We start from the raw sequence: 15,657 nt of genomic DNA on the forward strand, positions 1-15,657 counted from the left end.
TTACTACGGATCGCCTAGAATTGTTAAAACTTTTATCTGCCCAAATTGCTATTTCCATTGAAAATGCTCAGCTTTACAAAAATTTACAGGAGTTTAATCAAAACTTAGAGCAATTAGTGAGCGATCGTACTCAACAATTATCGAACACCCTAGAGGCTTTAAAAGCCACCCAAACACAGCTAGTCGAATCTGAAAAAATGGCATCTCTGGGAGGATTAGTTGCTGGTGTTGCCCACGAAATTAATACTCCCATCGGAGTTGGTGTCACGGTTGCTTCAGCTTTGGCAGAAAATACCACAGAATTTGCATCTATTTATAAAAGTGGCAAAATGAAGCGATCGGATTTAGAAGAATTTGTCGATATTGCTACCCAAAGCAGTAAGGCACTTCTAATTAACCTAGAGCGGGCAGCAGCCTTGATTCAAAGCTTTAAGCAAGTAGCAGTCGATCGCTCTAGCGAAGAACGACGTACTTTCCAGATCAGACCTTATCTTGATGAAATTTTATTACAATTAAAACCAAAGTTGAAAAATAGCCAACATTCGCTTAAAATTAAGGGAGATAGCAAAATTGCTATAGATTCTTATCCAGGAGCCTTGTCCCAAGTTGTGACAAACTTGCTAATCAATTCTCTGATTCATGCCTACGAACCAGGGATTTCTGGGGAACTAATCTTTGATTGGGAGCAAGAAGGTAATCGGCTAAGGTTTGAATACGCCGATGAAGGTAAAGGTATTCCCCCAGAAAACTTAAGTAAAATTTTTGAGCCATTTTTTACCACTAAGCGTGGTCAAGGTGGCAGTGGTTTAGGGTTACATATTGTCTACAATTTAGTCACCCAAAAACTAAAAGGTGAAATTGAATGTCTAAGTGAGGTGGGAAGAGGCACCAAGTTTATTATTAAATTACCGATGCAAATTGATTCACCAATGTAGAGTTCTAATTCCGATTTCCTGGCCAAGATAACTAAGTAAGTCCACCTAATTAGAAGTAAAATAAGGATGACTGAAAAGGTTGCTGTGTAAATCTTCTCCCTTCTGCCTTTTGCTTAGCTTAACAGGTTTTCTAACTTCAAACCTACACATTAGTAAAAAATAAAGGTGTACAGCAATGAAAAGTGATTTTGACGATTTCTTAACTCAACCATCTCCAGAAACAGTATACTTTGCCGAAGCGATCGACTCGGATGACGAGATATTGTTTGCAGATGAAACAACAGAAGAAAAACTGAGTGAAAGCTGGAAAATTTTAGTTGTAGATGATGAGGCTCAAGTTCACACCGCTACCGAAATATCACTCAGGAAGTTTGTCTTTGAAAATAAATCTTTAACCTTCATTAATGCTTACTCAGCTCGTGAAGCTAGACAGCTAATCCAAGAAAATCCTGATGTTGCCATCATCTTACTAGATGTAATTATGGAAACAGATGATGCTGGCTTAAACTTTGTTAAATATGTCCGAGAAGTTTTAGGCAATCAGTTAGTGCGAATTATTTTACGCACGGGTCAACCCGGACAAGTACCGGAAAAAAGCATTATTATCAATTACGATATTAATGACTATAAAACTAAAACTGAATTAACGACATCAAAGCTATACACTACGATCCTAACAGCTTTGAGAAGTTTTTCTCTGAGTCAGAGTTTGCAGGCTGAAATAGAGCGACGCGAACAAGTAGAGAAAGCACTCCGTCTCAGTGAAGAAAAAGAACACCAAAAATCTGTTGCCTTAGAGCATTTTGTCAAAGAACTCCAAGAAACACAACTCCAGCTAGTTCAAAGTGAAAAAATGTCTAGTCTCGGTCAATTAGTTGCAGGTGTCGCTCATGAAATCAACAATCCGGTTAACTTTATTTACGGCAATCTGTCCCACGCCAACGACTATATTAAAGAACTCATTAATATGTTGAATCTTTACCAAAGGTATTACCCGCAACCTGAAGCAGAAATTGTCCATGAAATAGAAGATGCAGAGTTGCCATTTATCATAGATGATTTACCAAAATTGCTTTCTTCCATGCAGTTAGGGATCGAACGCATTCGCAATATTGTTCACTCTCTACGCAATTTTTCTCGGTTGGATGAAACTGAAATTAAATCAGTAGATATCCACGAAGGCATTAATAGCACTTTGATGATCTTACAGCACCGACTAAAGGCTAAGTCCGATCGCCCTGCTATCAATGTGATAAAAGACTATGGCGTATTGCCGCTTGTGAACTGTTATGCCGGTCAGCTCAATCAGGTGTTTATGAACCTTTTAGCGAATGCTATAGATGCTTTAGAAGAGCGGCTAAGTAGAGAAGATGGTGCAGTTTTTCACCCCCAGATTTTGATTCGGACTGAAGTTGTACCCGGCAATTCGCCTGACAACATTAGCTCGGCTTCCCACATCCTGGTAACAATTTCTGATAATGGTGTGGGCATGACCGAAACAGTTCGTGCTAAACTTTTCACTCCCTTTTTTACTACTAAGCCCATAGGAAAAGGTACAGGCATGGGATTGTCCATCAGCAGAAAAATTCTGATAGAAAAACACTGCGGTCAATTGGAGTGTATTTCTACGCCAGAGCAGGGAACGCAGTTTATTATTGATCTGCCGACTATCTGTAGATCCACTAAGATCGCCACCGTAGCGGATGCCTAGAAAACTCATCGGGCTGAATTGATTGTATACCGTTTTTCAGTTGCCTGAGAATAGGGTAATTGCTCATTAATCGGAATTATGACAGGATTTTTCCCCGCAGCAAGTTCCCCCCTTCTGGGTTCGGGATAGGCGCTGCGGCTTTAGCCACATTCTTCTAATACTAATTCTAAAAAATCATGCAACAGTAGCGCTCCGGGTGCGTCGCCCTAGAAAAGTTATCAAAAAAAGCGACTATCTCACAGATCCGCACCGGTGCATAAGCTGTTGCGCGTTAAAATTGCATATTCGGGACGGGCTCGCCTGCCCATCCCACAAGAATTTGAGTGATTTTTGACACACAATTTAAATGGAGAACAGCTTACAGTGTTTCAGGAAACAAACCACAAACTTATAACTGTTGCAAGATTGTGGAGAATTGGTATAACTTAGAGCAGATTACAGGTTTATGAAGTAAACCCCCGATGGCTCAATCCCCGTAAGGGAATGGCATTGCGGTGTCTAAAGCTGCACCCCAGAAACCGGGTTTCTTTATATCTCTCGCATCATTACTTATTTTGTTGCTCGAAACCCGGTCGATCGCGATATACATCTACATGAAATATGCTGTATATATAGGACAAGAGTTGAGCGCGAAAATACAAGATTAATACATCCTGATAGCTCGTTTGAAACGAAAAACTTTTTGTTATTCTAAATCAGACGACAAGTTTAGCAGATATTATCTTCGATTATTAATTTACTATCTAAAATTTGCTAATTTTCCCATGCCATATCAAAATTAAAGAAATTATTTGGCTTTTATGCGATCGCCGGCGTTGCTTAGGATCGCGAATTAAATAACTGACAATTTTAATTTTTATTGTGGTATGGGCTCTTATAGCCCGTCCTTTTTGGACGGGCTATAAGAGCCCATCCCACTTTCAAGAGTGGAAGTTATTTAATTCTCATTCCTTAGTGATACCCTAATTCAGCAACGGCTTTTTTTGTAATATCATGGAGGAGATCAACGCTTTTCGCTTTGCTGGAAATGCCGCCAAACTTCATGATGACAGACGTACCAAAAATACAGGGCTAAATTCAGAAGAGCTAATAATTTAGTGCCATCTTCTAACATCGCGTGTAATCCTTGATTTCGCAAGTGTAAAGGATCCGCAAACCGCGAGATAGCCAACAATAGGAATGCTGCGACTAATGGCAGGTAAGGAGTGGTTTTGATGTATCGCCAAAACTTAACTCCGTAAAGGAAAACTGCACTACCATAACACAAATAAATTAATTTCTTAGATATTCCCAACCGAGAAATAATCAAAGTCATCCGAAACCTGTCATCTAGGAAAAAGACTCCCAGCAGTAAAGCACTAAAAAATAAGAATATCCCCGATCGACTCCGCGGCTCTTTTTGGCGCAGCACTCCGAAAGTAAATGCACAAATTGCGACTGGGGTGCACCATAGGACTTCGGAAACTCCGGTGAGAATGCCTTCGTAAGGGAACCAGAAATTAAAAGGATCGCTAAACAGGCGTTCAACTCCGTCTCCCTGGTTGTTGAGTTTGGCGTATATGCTCAGCGCGCACAAAATCAGAAGAGTCAGAATGTTAAAAGCAGCTAAAAACCGTACACGAAAAAAGTGTTTTTTGAAAACTTCTAAAGAAGTTGAAAAATTGGGAATTTTATCGAATAAAGGTAGATGCTTCATAAAAAATGTCTCTAAGCAATAGAGTTCGTTACTTATTCACCGGCAGCCAAACCACAAATGTAGTGCCGAGAGCGGTTGGATATAAATGAGTTTCCGCCGATGGCAGCCATTCAGGATTGACTGGGGAAAATACTTCTATTTCTCCTTGCATTTGGCGGACTAAATCGCGGGCGATCGCCAAACCTAATCCTGTACCCGGAATTTCTGTCTGCGCTTTTTCTCCCCGGTAGTGCCGCTCAAATAAATGCTCTAAATCCTGGGGAGGAATGCCGGAACCTGTGTCGCTGACGGCAACTGCTATGGCAGGCAATTGGCTGTATCCTGCCCGATCGCCATCTGCTGCTTTGTACCTGACTTTAATATAAATTTGGCGGCCGGCAGGGGTATATTTCAAAGCATTGTCAATTAAATTGCTCAAAACTTCGCGCAAAGCTCGATCGTTCGCCCAGACTGGTGGCAAATCCGCCTCCATGTCGGCTACCAATTTCAGATTCCTTTCAGATGCGATCGCCTCGGCGGAAATTAACAGCGGTTTTAAGACTTCTGTAACAAAACAGGATTCCTGCAAATTGGCTGCAGGTGACAGCGACAGAGGAGAATGCCGGATTGATTCGACATTGGACATTGCTTTTTCTGAAGTGCCCGATCGCAGTTTTAGATGTGCTTCGCCGGTGTCAACAGTTCGATCGAACTGGCCGAGCAACTCTTGCAGCCGATCGCTCTCACGGACAATACTAAAAGCCACATTGCGGTTTTTATCTTCCGGTACCAGCCGCCGCGCTAACAGCTTGCCAAAAGTTCGCAACGCTGTCAGCGGACTTTTAAACTGGTGCAGCAAATTGTGCATCGTGTCGTAAACCTGAGCCTGGATTTGCCGGGCCGAACCCAATTCCTGCTGCATCCACTGCGATCGCTGGTCTAAAATGCAGGCTAGGGCTAAGGTGCGAGCAATTTGTTGTATTTGAGCCTCCTCTCGCTCGTTCCAAGGCCTGTCTTGCCGACCGCTGACTAGGAGTCCCATTACAGCTCCCTCGTGTATCAGAGGCGTCACAATTTGCATCCGCTGCTGCCACAAATTCTCCGGGCCTTGGCACTGATGGGAAGTGCGCTCCTTACCCGGAAGTCGATCGGGTGCGATCGCCCCTACCGTTGATTCTTCCACAGGCCCAACAGGCGGCGCCAGCAGTCGCGGTACCGGTTTCACTGTCGAGCTTTCGGAAGATTGCAACCTCAACCCCTGATTTTCTTCCAATTCGGCTGAGGTTTCTGGGTAAACTGCGATCGGCACCAACTTTGCTTCGCTGCCTTCTACCAACTCTTGTGTCAGGTATACCGCGCTGAATTTCGCTCCCAAACTAACGGCGATGGCCACCTGCGAACGGCAAAGTTTGACAAATTCTGAACTCGCTGGCATTAACATGAGCGCCACATTAAGATATCTAACGGAATTCTAAGTAAATTACAAATGATCGGCTGCCGATTACTGATGAGAGACTTCTCGATTTCAGATTTATTCCCTTTGATAGAAGGCAGCTATGTTGAAGGCATGGGGCTTTCATGAACCCAAATTGCCCCGCATCCCCGTCCGCGCAGCTTCCACCGATCCCCAAGCTTTGATATTGCCCGAACTTGGGGCCAACCATATCACAACCGCTACACTTTTGTCGATCGGCACGAATGTTAAGATTATGTCGATATATTAAAAACAGTTGAAATTTTGAGCTAGAACGGATATACTGGCCTCGGATTTGGTAGCTATCATTACAACCTGTCTGCTCATACTGTCTGCTCACAGAGGAGGTAAAGAAATTGGCCAGGAGACGCAAACGCAAGAGTCGCCGCCGACAAGAAGGACGCAGAATTTTAGAGTGTGTGCCTCAATATAGCATCGAGAGCGGCGAAGATAAACCCGTAACAGCGGCTCGCAAGTTCATCCATGCAGAAGGCATTGCTCCCCCAGCTTTGCTGTTAGTCAAGCGTAACGAGCATACCACTGACAGATACTTCTGGGCTGAAAAAGGTTTATTTGGAGCCCAATACGTAGAAGAGAACCATTTCTTGTTTCCCAGCTTAAAGGTGATGTTGGAAGCTACCACAGAAAAAATTCCTGTGGTGTCAGCCAGTCGCGCATAGCTCAAAATGTTTAGCTCAAAACATTGACAGCAATGTTTTTCTAAGTTTTTTAACAAAAGCGCGAGAGTTCTCATTGTCTGGAGAGTGCCAACTGAAATTTCTGCGAAAAGTCCTTAGAAATTAGGGTATAAGGAGCCATCGCAACAGGCGCGATCGCAGCCCAAGGGCGATCGCCACAATTGGCACTTTCACGATAATGGTTTTTTTTGATTGACTGTTTGGTCGATCGAATTTGTCGATCGAATTTGTCGATCGAATTTGTCGATCAAAAAAACAGCCACTGGTTTATCAACGAGAGATCCGCTCTTGAGTCATCTGTTTGTCAGCTAGAAGTCTAACTACGGCATCTAGCATATCAAAAAACGTTCCGCGTCAAACTTTATAATCGATCGGTTTCAAATCTAAAGCTTTTTGCATGGCTGCTAGTTCATCGCGGTGAGCTCTGACAGTAACAAAGCTCTTGGTTTGGCTTCCAGACTCAGCAACTGATTCGAGTTTGAGCGAGACTTGCTCAGAGCGTCCAGCTTTTTTCCAGTAAAATATCCCCGCCAGCGGAGACAGCAGTACCAAAGCTAGGAAAATTTGACCCTGCTGAGGAACTAGCATTCCCAAAACCAGTCCCAAGCACAGAGTGCCACCTGCACTCAGCAGAGTTAGAAAAATAGCTAGAAACCAACTCGGCCGCACAAAACCCTCAAACGTGACTTTATAGTTGGGGGCATCGACGGCTGCAACTCGGTAAGCTCTCTGGGCAAAATACTGTTGTAAGTCGGTTAACAGTGACTCTTGGGCGCTCTCGGAAGCCAGCTTGACTTGTTCGATTCGATCTTTGACTGAAGCCTTGATGAAGAAAAACAAGCCAACAGCCAACAGTAGCGTCAGCACAAAGGTAGAAGGAAGAACAGCAGTATCCATCGGTAGAAGTTTGTGTAATTGAAATTATCTACTATTACTTTACAGAACTTTACATAAAAAAGCGATCGAGGACTTACGCAGACACTTTTTTACCAAGATTCGCAGAAAGCTTCTTCTGCAAGGCGTTTTGCTCTCCATCACCCAATTCCCATATCTCCCCATCATCCCTAATTCTCAAGTGACAATGCGTAAGTCCTGACGCGCCGTGTAGATGCTTGAATCGCTGTGCGGCGATCGAGCAAAGCGAAGGCAATCAGGCAAATCGCTTTGCAAGTAGCGCCAGCATCTCCAGGGTTTAGGCATCCGATTCAAACTCGGTTAACCCATGTGACCGGTTTCTAAGGCGCGGGAACGACGCTCTGACGCGCCGTTTCCCTGACCAATGTAATCGTGCCAGAGACGAGCGAGGTCTTGAGCTTGGTGCCGCCACTCAGGGAGGATTTGATACATCCGGCGGGGGCGGCCTCGTCCTTCTACTTTTTTCCAGTAACCGGTGATTACGGCTTCATCTTCGAGGAATTTCAGAGCGCTGTAGAGAACGGTATCAGATAGTCGGTAGATGGGGAATTCCCTCTCTAGTTGGCCAATCAGTTCTGTACCGTAGGAATCTCCGCGCAATAACACGGAGAGAATGTAACACACAGCTAATTCCTTGTTTAGATAAACAGGAGGGGGGTCTTGAAAAAATTGATAGATATGTTCAAACTTCATCTGTCTTGTCCGCTGGAAACTCTCGTGATACCGTCAGGTTAACGGGAGAGGAAAGCGGGGCGGGGTGTGCCGCTTCCTAATGATTAAGTGGGACACCGGGGAAACAGAGGTGCAGTATTTCCCCAGTGAATGTTGATAGCCCCAAACGCTTGTCCTGCACTTCGGTAATGTTTGCCTGCGCCTTGGTTGAGCAGCGCTGACGTAACGCTGCTGACTAACTTCCTCTTCCAATCTATCGCAGCGACTATTATCAAGTGTGCGATCGCCTGCAAGAGTTGGCAGTTACTTTGGGAGTTAGTGTGTTAACTGAATTTGCCCTTGATGTTTGCGTTCAAGCGCAGGCTTTAAACCGAACTCAGGCCTAACATAGCCCGCAGTGTAAAAGTTAGAAAGACAAAAGTCGCTACAATCGAACTAATCAGGGCGATCGCAGTTGCCGGTCGATCGAGCAGGGGTTTGAGTCGCTCGAACAGGAAAAAGAAAATTCCCAGACATATCGTAATGAAAAAGCGCGGGTAGCGAGAGACGTTATTAATAAAATCTTGCATGAGCTTGGTGGGGTAAAGTGTCACAGCACGATCTTTGACTGGTAACACTTGTGAGCGAGTTAGACAATTTTGGCACAGCCGGAGCTAAATCTGCCGATCGGGCGATCGGGCATTTTTGCCGGCGAGGCTGACATATATAATTCTAACGAAAACTTTTCGCCGATGGCTCCAGCACTCTCTGTTTAATGCCACGCCACCTCCGGTAACAACTTCAGAAGTATGTCTATTGAGTTCTAGTTGTGATAAATATTATAGGGCCGTTATTTCTAGATAAATGTCTGCTGCCGCACCTTCTTTCGTCTTGCCACGTCCCTTTCTGAAATGGGCTGGAGGCAAAACTCGGTTGATTGGACAATATCAACCTTATTTTCCTGAAAAGTTCACAACTTACTACGAGCCTTTTTTGGGTGGCGGAGCTGTATTTTTTTACTTAGCACAGCAGCACCCTGGTTTGCAAGCTGTTTTAACAGATATTAATCCTGAGTTGATTAATGCTTATCGCTGTGTCAGGGATAAAGTTGAGGAGCTGATTCTCCTTTTAGAGGAGCATCAGTCAGAACACAGCAAGAACAATAAAGATTATTATTACTCGGTGCGATCGCGCTCCTACAAAAAAGATACAGAAAAAGCAGCACGCCTGATTTACCTAAATAAAACTTGTTACAACGGCCTCTACAGAGAAAACTCAAAAGGTGAATTTAATGTTCCCATAGGTCGATACAAAAATCCTAACATTTGTCAAGCAGATTTACTGCGATCGGTCTCATCTTTACTCGCGCCCGCTCAAATTGAAGTCAGAAAATTCGATGAAATTTTGGATTTTGCTACCAGCAGCGAAGACTTTGTTTATTTTGACCCGCCTTATTATCCAATCAGTGCCACCAGTAACTTCACGACTTACAGCCGGGATAATTTTAAAGAATCGGAACAGATTAAACTGAGAGATATTTTTGCAGAACTTGCAGAACGAGGCGTGAAAGTTATGCTGTCTAATTCTAACTGCGATTTTATCGAAAAAATCTACCGCGATACTCAAATTTTCCCCAATCAATCTCTGCCAAAACTCATTGAAATATCAGCATCTAGGGGAATTAATTCTAATAGTTTTAAGCGTGGCAAAATCAAAGAAGTATTAATACGTTTATTTTAAATCTTCCTTAAGGAAAGTCTCTAATTAAGGAATGAGAATTAAATAACTTAGAATGCGTGATGGTTCTTGTGGGATGGGCCTGAAAGCCCGTCCAGAAAGGATGGGCTATAAGCCCAACCCCTACTTCCCACTTTCAAGAGTGTAAATTATTTAATTCGCACTCCTAAGCATATTTTGTAGGAGCAATACGTAGTTTCCCCACACGAGGCAAAGTTCCATAATTCCTGTTACAGATATTTGTTAGCCCAGGTAATAAAACCTTCGAGCTTGTGAACTGCCAACAGATTGTCATTGTCAGGAATTTGTTTTTTAAACCAGTCGATCGAACCTTGTCTCATACCATCACCACCCACTATAACAATAGTAGGAACTCGATAACAATTTTTAATATTTAAATTAAGGTAAGGATACTTCTCATCTACTGAACCTTTGTCTTCTTGCCACTTGCACTCAACAATTAGACCCAGAGGAAACAAACCGCAACCAACAATATAAAAATCGACATTTATTTCAGTTTCATAAATGCTAGCTCCGATATAAACCTGTTTAGCATATCGCTTGGAATTTTCAGTAGAGCTTAAGAGCCAATCTCGCTTGCGCTTTTTCGGCAACTGGGGACATATTTCGAGATATCCGTGGCCTCTCAACGTACCTTCTACAGTTGTTTCTAAAACAAAACCAGTTTTATTGGCTCTAAAACCCCTATTCATTTTGTTTTCCCCTGAATATAATTTGAATTAAGCCGATCGCACTTCGATCACTCCCCTGTCAAAAACCCGTTTGTCAGTACCAATAGAACTGACAAACATCCGGTCTTCATAGACATCAAACGTCGCAAAACTCAGGCGGCTAGCAGAATACTCCGTCCACTCAGAACGCCCCACCGCACGGGTGCCCCCGCCGGCACCGCAAATTAAATAAGTCGTACCGTTAATCGATCGAGTCCGTTCGTAACTGTGCTCGTGTCCGTTGATATAAAGCTGCACGCCGTACTTTTGAAACAAAGGCGTCAAAGTCTTAATAAAAGGTTGATTCAATCCGTAGACGCCAGAGGAATAAATCTGGTGGTGGCCGAACACAACTTTCCAAGGTGCGGTGCTCTGACTCAACTCTTTTTCCAGCCAAACAAGCTGATTTTTCCAATCCGCATTGTGATTGGTATCTAAAGCAAAAAACTGTACTGGATCTCGCCGAAAAGTATAGTAGCGACCTTGCATATTAAAACCCGCATATTTAACTTGCGGATCGCCGTTAGCAGTGCGGATATCGTGATTTCCCAGACAAGCATAAAATTTTACACCTTGCTGTAATAATGGCTGATAAGGTCGCTCGAAAACAGCATTGATTTTTTCAATTTCGCCGTTATTGTAGATATTGTCGCCGGCGAGAACAGCAACATTAAAAGGGTTTTCCCGGTGATATTGGGTCATCGCCTCAGCCACAGCATACTGACCTTCAGCCCCGGTACCGGTGTCGGCTACCGAAATAAAGCGTAAAATAGGCTGTGAGGCCGGTAAAGGGACGATCGCCCTTTCTGCCTCAACGTTAGAAGGGACAGCAGCGTTGGCGTCTGTACCCCCGGCACTCCGAAGCTGAAACATTTTCGAGACGGCGGCAAAACCTAAGCTGCTGAGACTGCCTAAAATTAGAAAGTGACGACGTTTGATGCTCATTTTGATTCGGTTACAACTAAGTTAAATGATAAATTAAGGTTGAGATGGCTCAATTAAAATTTATCTCGTTTACATATATTTGCAACGCCCCAAGGCAGAGAAAATGTCAGAAGAACAACTAAACCAACCAACTCCAGAACCCTCTCAATCTCCGACACCGGAGGTTGCTTCGGCCCCAAAGTCTGCCCCCACTGGCAGCAAAACTCAAAATGCCAGCAGCGCGGTTCCCAAAAATCAGAGAATCAAAACTTTGATGGCCTCGATCGGGAATTTGGGAAAAAAAGGTAAAAAAGTACCAGCCGAACCCTCGTTGCAGCAAGAAAAGCCGATCGCACCCACCACTTCTGACTCAGCAACAGTAACTCCTCCGGCTGTTGCTGTGGAAGTTAACAGCGTGCCACCAAAAGTTGCTGTAAAAGTTGAGAAAAAGCCTGTATCCCAACGCCCGGAAGGGAGTTTTTTAGAGAAAGTCGCTGTACTTTGGAAAAGTATTGTGCGGCTAGTGCGATCGCTACTGCCACCATCTACGAACCAGAAGCTGTCCGATCCAATTTTAAACGCCGCCCTAGCAGCAATTCTAATCGTTGTAGTCGGTTTAACTTTCAACAGTTTCTCAGCCAAACCGCCGGAGAAATTAGCAAAAGTGCCTTTGCCAGCAGCGCAGCAGTCGCCGCAAACTTTTGGTGATTTTATGGCATCGGGAACGCCAAAATCCCCAGAGGCGATCGTACCATCTAAGCCAATCTCTACTAACTTCAAAAGCAAGTTGCCCGATTTAGTGGCGCCGGAAAAACCGCAACCAGTAGAAATTATCCCACCGCCACCGCTGACGCCCGAACAGTCTCTGATTGCTGCGATTCAAAATCAAGTTACTGACATTAAGAATCGACTGGGCGGCGGTTTAGTTGAGTCTGTTCAAGCTAATTTTGCCAGCAGCATTTTGACAGTAAAAGTCGCTGAAGATTGGTACAAACTCAGCGCAGTTGAGCAAAATCAACTAGCAACGAAGATGTGGAAGGAGGCTAACTCACTCGATTTCAGCAAGTTAGAAATTGCGAATATGGAAGGCAATTTAATAGCTAGAAGTCCGGTTGTTGGTTCGGAAATGATTATTTTAGACAGAGGGATTAATTAGAATTTAAATAGTCTGTATTTGTAGACTCTCAAACAGATGTTATATCGTTTCCGGCTGCATCGGAATCATACCGAGGACACGGCTTTTGGAGTGGCCATACCCCATTAATTGTAGGGACACGGCAGTGCCGTGTCCTCCGTTTATACAGCATATTTCATGTATATGTGATACACACAATATTACGATATCCCGTGTCAGGTGCGTCGCCATCTATAATCTGCAAGTTTTATCCAAGATATCGCAGCGACGCACCCTACCAAACTTATTTACCGGACATTAAATTAATAACTTTGAGGAAAATTGAAAAATGACAATTTTAACTCAAGTCGAACAACTAGAAATTGAATATCCCAGCAGCGACGGAGAGCCGATGGCTGAAAGCGACATCACGCGCGATTACATGACTTACAGCGTAGAAGCTGTCAAACTTTACTTTCAAGAACGTTCGGATGTTTACGTGTCAGCCAATTCTTTCATTTATTATGAACAAGGGAACAACAGGGAGCATTTCATTTTTGCAAAAAGCATTTTTTTTACAGTGCGAACTATTGAATATCTCGCACTATAAAAGCCAAACAGAGATGCTCCCGTTGTTCCGTAATTTCCAGTCAGTAAATTTAAGTAGGCTTGAAATGCCAGCCTACAAAAATCTAAGTATTTTGGCTGAGTAACGTACATTACTTTGATAAATAATCTGTAAAATTTTAACAATTCAATCACAATTTATCAGTCAAACAAACTAACTAGCGCAGCAACCTTCACATATGCTCTGCTATTAAGTTGTTGCGGACACTGCCAGTTTTCCAGTAGCCGACGGAAAATATCAGTAATTTCCGTGATTGACTTGCTGCCGAAAATACGGGAACATTATTCTTAATAAAAGCTTGGCAGCTCACTAAAAATCACGCACTAAAAACTTGATTAAGTCCGAATCCACACATTCTTCTTGAATGAAGGGTGAAGCGCATCAATTAGTTAGTTTGAAACTATCACAAGCAAACAGCTCACTCGCATCTACGGAAATTAAACATGAAACTTGTTAAAGATTCACCTTTTAACTCTCAAGATCCGTTTCAGAATTTCCTCGCCCCAGAATTCGAGATTGATACCAAAAACTTACTCAATAGTCAAGCTTACGCCAGCAACATCTCAGAACAAACACTCGCTCCACTTCGGGCCGCTGACAACAATAGCGCTGAAGACATCGCCAGCTTTTCCAACTCCCTCAGTTTGAGTCAGAGCTTTCCCAACACAGATTTTACCCCCCCCGCAAAAAATAGCGAACTGGATGCTCTGACTGGGGAAATTATAGGTGAAAGGGATCTCGACTATTACGACAAAGATGCTTTAATCGGCGAAAGACGCGCATCCCAACTCGCACCAACAGCTTCTAATCCCAAAGCACCTCCCATCATCCAAAGTGCCGAACTTAAGTTTACAGACAGCAACAATCAATCTTTTCCCAACAATCAACCCGTTCTCTTCATCACGGGTACTAATGTATTAGTAGATAACTTGAGCGACCCGTTAGGCAGCCGATTCAGCGACTTAACCGTTAAATTTTTCGTAGGCAGACAAGCTTACGAAGGAACAGTTTTGACAGACAAAAGTCGCAAATTGGCAAACAATCAATTTGAAATCGCCGTTCAAGTTCCCAACACCGTACCGTTAGGTGAATCGCGCATCGTCATCAGCCGCAAGCAAAACGAAAAAGTTAGCCCAAATCCCTCAGAACCAGCCAAAGAAGTTAAATACGATAGCAGTCCTTACCGAATAGAAAACAATACAGAATACATCTTTGGCGCGCAGTGGACAACAGATAAAATCGCAATTATTAACGGTGCAAATCCCGAATCAGTCGTCACAGCTACTAATAGCAGCGACTTGTCGATTGCCAGCGTTTCTGTAGGCACGGATGACATACTCGATCGCCCGCGAGAACTAACACTCACCAGTGACGGCAGCCGTGCTTATGTAGCGATGGATCGTTCTGGGCGCATTGCTTTAGTCGATCCGATGACCAGGCAACAGGTAGACACTCAGCCGAATACCGCTGGTATTAACCCGATAAATTTGCCCAGCGGTGCAGAACCTCGATCCATAGTCATAGACCCCCGCGACCAATACGCTTACATCGCAGACGGAAAAATCGGCAGCAACTCCATCTACGTTCTCGATATCAACCCGTTTTCCTCAACCTATCACCAAGTCACCCAAACCATCCCAGTCGGTACAGCCCCGAACGGTTTGCGACAAATAGCCATTAGCAGCGACAGCAAAAAGCTGTTTGTTACTGCACCAAACGGCTCGAATAGCAAAATTTATGTTGTTAACATCGACCCCAAAGACCGACCCAGCGACCCCAGTCAGAACCCCAAAAAGTGGCATCAATTAATCGGAAGTATCACAGCCGATGAAGGAGTAGAAGGAATAGCAAGCACCGTCAATCCCTTAGCCATGACCTTCACGAACAGCGGCAAAGATAGCAACGGATTTGGGGTATTGGATATTACTAATAATGACCCGGTAAGTTTTGCTGCTACTACTCGCTATGCAAGTTTAGGGCTGGGTTCTGCTAACGATTATTTTGATGTAAATGAGGGAGTCGCGGTAACGGTACTGCCGGATGCCAGTTATGCCTTTGTTGTGGGTCGCAATGCGGACACGAAATTTTTCGGTCAAGAACTACCCAGCGTAGATGGAGACCCGCGAGCCGGCAGCAACATCGGCATTATTAAAGACCCGCTAACAAATCCGCAATTAATGGCGGGAACTAGACCAATTCCAGATGGATTCGCTACCGACTTAGCGCTTTCAAGTGATAGCAAATTCCTTTACGCTTCCTATCCGAATTTAAGCGGTGCTGGCGGCAAAGTTTATGTTTTTGATGTGGAGGAATTTGTCAAAACAGTGACAAACCCCGCTCAATTTCAAATTGATGCTAAAGGTCGGGGTGTCGGGCTGCCTTTGTTCGACAGCACTACGGCACGAAATGCTACGGTTGCTGACCTTTCCACAGTGCCCATTGATAATATTAACCCAGCGGTTAG

General features: G+C 43.9%; 15 protein-coding genes and 2 pseudogenes. 9 read left to right on the plus strand and 8 right to left on the minus strand.

Annotated features, from left to right (window positions below; all coding sequences use genetic code 11):
• The 3 genes and pseudogenes from QT984_RS28500 to QT984_RS28510 all read left to right on the plus strand — a co-directional run.
• Positions 1 to 935 (plus strand): GAF domain-containing sensor histidine kinase (locus tag QT984_RS28500; protein ID WP_333058448.1); only part of this gene is annotated, 935 nt, incomplete at its 5' end.
• A 175-nt stretch (positions 936 to 1,110) separates the two neighbouring features.
• Positions 1,111 to 2,646: an ATP-binding protein gene (locus QT984_RS28505; protein WP_333058447.1), complete on the plus strand. Its 1,536-nt coding sequence runs from the start codon at positions 1,111 to 1,113 to the stop codon at positions 2,644 to 2,646.
• A 610-nt stretch (positions 2,647 to 3,256) separates the two neighbouring features.
• A pseudogene (locus QT984_RS28510) lies at positions 3,257 to 3,428 on the plus strand (IS1 family transposase); the annotation flags it as partial.
• Positions 3,429 to 3,649: 221 nt separating this feature from the next.
• Here QT984_RS28510 and QT984_RS28515 read toward each other — a convergent pair.
• Both QT984_RS28515 and QT984_RS28520 read right to left on the minus strand, forming a co-directional pair.
• Positions 3,650 to 4,342, minus strand: coding sequence for a hypothetical protein (locus QT984_RS28515; RefSeq protein WP_333058446.1), 693 nt, complete (start codon positions 4,340 to 4,342; stop codon positions 3,650 to 3,652).
• Positions 4,343 to 4,370: 28 nt separating this feature from the next.
• The gene (locus QT984_RS28520; RefSeq protein WP_333058445.1) at positions 4,371 to 5,756 is read right to left on the minus strand and encodes a HAMP domain-containing sensor histidine kinase; all 1,386 of its coding nucleotides are present in this window, start codon (positions 5,754 to 5,756) and stop codon (positions 4,371 to 4,373) included.
• Positions 5,757 to 5,877: 121 nt separating this feature from the next.
• Between QT984_RS28520 and QT984_RS28525 the strand changes: the two genes are divergently transcribed.
• Together QT984_RS28525 and QT984_RS28530 are read left to right on the plus strand one after the other, a co-directional pair.
• A complete protein-coding gene (locus QT984_RS28525) occupies positions 5,878 to 6,045 on the plus strand; it encodes a hypothetical protein (protein ID WP_333058444.1) in 168 nt (55 codons plus the stop codon).
• Positions 6,046 to 6,151: 106 nt separating this feature from the next.
• The gene (locus QT984_RS28530) at positions 6,152 to 6,475 is read left to right on the plus strand and encodes a DUF3155 domain-containing protein (protein WP_006635576.1); all 324 of its coding nucleotides are present in this window, start codon (positions 6,152 to 6,154) and stop codon (positions 6,473 to 6,475) included.
• A 372-nt stretch (positions 6,476 to 6,847) separates the two neighbouring features.
• On the opposite strand, the gene QT984_RS28535 is transcribed toward QT984_RS28530, so the two are convergent.
• From QT984_RS28535 to QT984_RS28550, 4 genes are all read right to left on the minus strand, one after another.
• Positions 6,848 to 7,390 carry a cofactor assembly of complex C subunit B gene (locus tag QT984_RS28535; RefSeq protein WP_333264297.1) on the minus strand — a complete coding sequence of 181 codons (543 nt, stop codon included), beginning with the start codon at positions 7,388 to 7,390 and terminating at the stop codon, positions 6,848 to 6,850.
• A 174-nt stretch (positions 7,391 to 7,564) separates the two neighbouring features.
• Positions 7,565 to 7,693 carry a hypothetical protein gene (locus QT984_RS28540; protein WP_333212707.1) on the minus strand — a complete coding sequence of 43 codons (129 nt, stop codon included), beginning with the start codon at positions 7,691 to 7,693 and terminating at the stop codon, positions 7,565 to 7,567.
• Between the two features lie 15 nt (positions 7,694 to 7,708).
• Positions 7,709 to 8,101: a PadR family transcriptional regulator gene (locus tag QT984_RS28545; RefSeq protein ID WP_333058442.1), complete on the minus strand. Its 393-nt coding sequence runs from the start codon at positions 8,099 to 8,101 to the stop codon at positions 7,709 to 7,711.
• A 344-nt stretch (positions 8,102 to 8,445) separates the two neighbouring features.
• Positions 8,446 to 8,649 carry a DUF751 family protein gene (locus QT984_RS28550; RefSeq protein ID WP_190657763.1) on the minus strand — a complete coding sequence of 68 codons (204 nt, stop codon included), beginning with the start codon at positions 8,647 to 8,649 and terminating at the stop codon, positions 8,446 to 8,448.
• Between the two features lie 274 nt (positions 8,650 to 8,923).
• On the opposite strand from QT984_RS28550, the gene QT984_RS28555 reads away from it, so the two are divergent.
• Entirely contained in the window at positions 8,924 to 9,799 is an 876-nt protein-coding gene (locus QT984_RS28555) for a DNA adenine methylase (RefSeq protein WP_333264300.1), read from the plus strand.
• A 227-nt stretch (positions 9,800 to 10,026) separates the two neighbouring features.
• On the opposite strand, the gene QT984_RS28560 is transcribed toward QT984_RS28555, so the two are convergent.
• Positions 10,027 to 10,509 carry a PD-(D/E)XK nuclease superfamily protein gene (locus tag QT984_RS28560; RefSeq protein WP_333058439.1) on the minus strand — a complete coding sequence of 161 codons (483 nt, stop codon included), beginning with the start codon at positions 10,507 to 10,509 and terminating at the stop codon, positions 10,027 to 10,029.
• A gap of 27 nt (positions 10,510 to 10,536) precedes the next feature.
• Positions 10,537 to 11,472: a metallophosphoesterase gene (locus QT984_RS28565; RefSeq protein ID WP_333058438.1), complete on the minus strand. Its 936-nt coding sequence runs from the start codon at positions 11,470 to 11,472 to the stop codon at positions 10,537 to 10,539.
• 103 nt (positions 11,473 to 11,575) lie between these two features.
• Here QT984_RS28565 and QT984_RS28570 point away from each other — a divergent pair, with 103 nt between their 5' ends.
• The 3 genes and pseudogenes from QT984_RS28570 to QT984_RS28580 form a co-directional block, all read left to right on the plus strand.
• Positions 11,576 to 12,607 carry a hypothetical protein gene (locus tag QT984_RS28570; RefSeq protein ID WP_333058437.1) on the plus strand — a complete coding sequence of 344 codons (1,032 nt, stop codon included), beginning with the start codon at positions 11,576 to 11,578 and terminating at the stop codon, positions 12,605 to 12,607.
• Between the two features lie 307 nt (positions 12,608 to 12,914).
• Entirely contained in the window at positions 12,915 to 13,175 is a 261-nt protein-coding gene (locus QT984_RS28575; protein WP_333058436.1) for a hypothetical protein, read from the plus strand.
• Between the two features lie 461 nt (positions 13,176 to 13,636).
• Positions 13,637 to 15,657: pseudogene (locus QT984_RS28580) on the plus strand (YncE family protein); the annotation flags it as partial.

Origin of the sequence: Microcoleus sp. Z1_B2 (assembly GCF_036700325.1) — a bacterium.
Taxonomy (GTDB): Bacteria; Cyanobacteriota; Cyanobacteriia; order Cyanobacteriales; family Microcoleaceae; genus Microcoleus.

Bases quoted from the DNA above. Each gene is read 5' to 3' on its own strand.
- QT984_RS28505 (WP_333058447.1), top strand. From the start codon at position 1,111: ATGAAAAGTGATTTTGACGATTTCTTAACTCAACCATCTCCAGAAACA.
- QT984_RS28515 (WP_333058446.1), bottom strand. From the start codon at position 4,342: ATGAAGCATCTACCTTTATTCGATAAAATTCCCAATTTTTCAACTTCT.
- QT984_RS28520 (WP_333058445.1), bottom strand. From the start codon at position 5,756: ATGCCAGCGAGTTCAGAATTTGTCAAACTTTGCCGTTCGCAGGTGGCC.
- QT984_RS28525 (WP_333058444.1), top strand. From the start codon at position 5,878: ATGTTGAAGGCATGGGGCTTTCATGAACCCAAATTGCCCCGCATCCCC.
- QT984_RS28535 (WP_333264297.1), bottom strand. From the start codon at position 7,390: ATGGATACTGCTGTTCTTCCTTCTACCTTTGTGCTGACGCTACTGTTG.
- QT984_RS28540 (WP_333212707.1), bottom strand. From the start codon at position 7,693: ATGCCTAAACCCTGGAGATGCTGGCGCTACTTGCAAAGCGATTTGCCT.
- QT984_RS28545 (WP_333058442.1), bottom strand. From the start codon at position 8,101: ATGAAGTTTGAACATATCTATCAATTTTTTCAAGACCCCCCTCCTGTT.
- QT984_RS28550 (WP_190657763.1), bottom strand. From the start codon at position 8,649: ATGCAAGATTTTATTAATAACGTCTCTCGCTACCCGCGCTTTTTCATT.
- QT984_RS28555 (WP_333264300.1), top strand. From the start codon at position 8,924: ATGTCTGCTGCCGCACCTTCTTTCGTCTTGCCACGTCCCTTTCTGAAA.
- QT984_RS28560 (WP_333058439.1), bottom strand. From the start codon at position 10,509: ATGAATAGGGGTTTTAGAGCCAATAAAACTGGTTTTGTTTTAGAAACA.
- QT984_RS28565 (WP_333058438.1), bottom strand. From the start codon at position 11,472: ATGAGCATCAAACGTCGTCACTTTCTAATTTTAGGCAGTCTCAGCAGC.
- QT984_RS28570 (WP_333058437.1), top strand. From the start codon at position 11,576: ATGTCAGAAGAACAACTAAACCAACCAACTCCAGAACCCTCTCAATCT.
- QT984_RS28575 (WP_333058436.1), top strand. From the start codon at position 12,915: ATGACAATTTTAACTCAAGTCGAACAACTAGAAATTGAATATCCCAGC.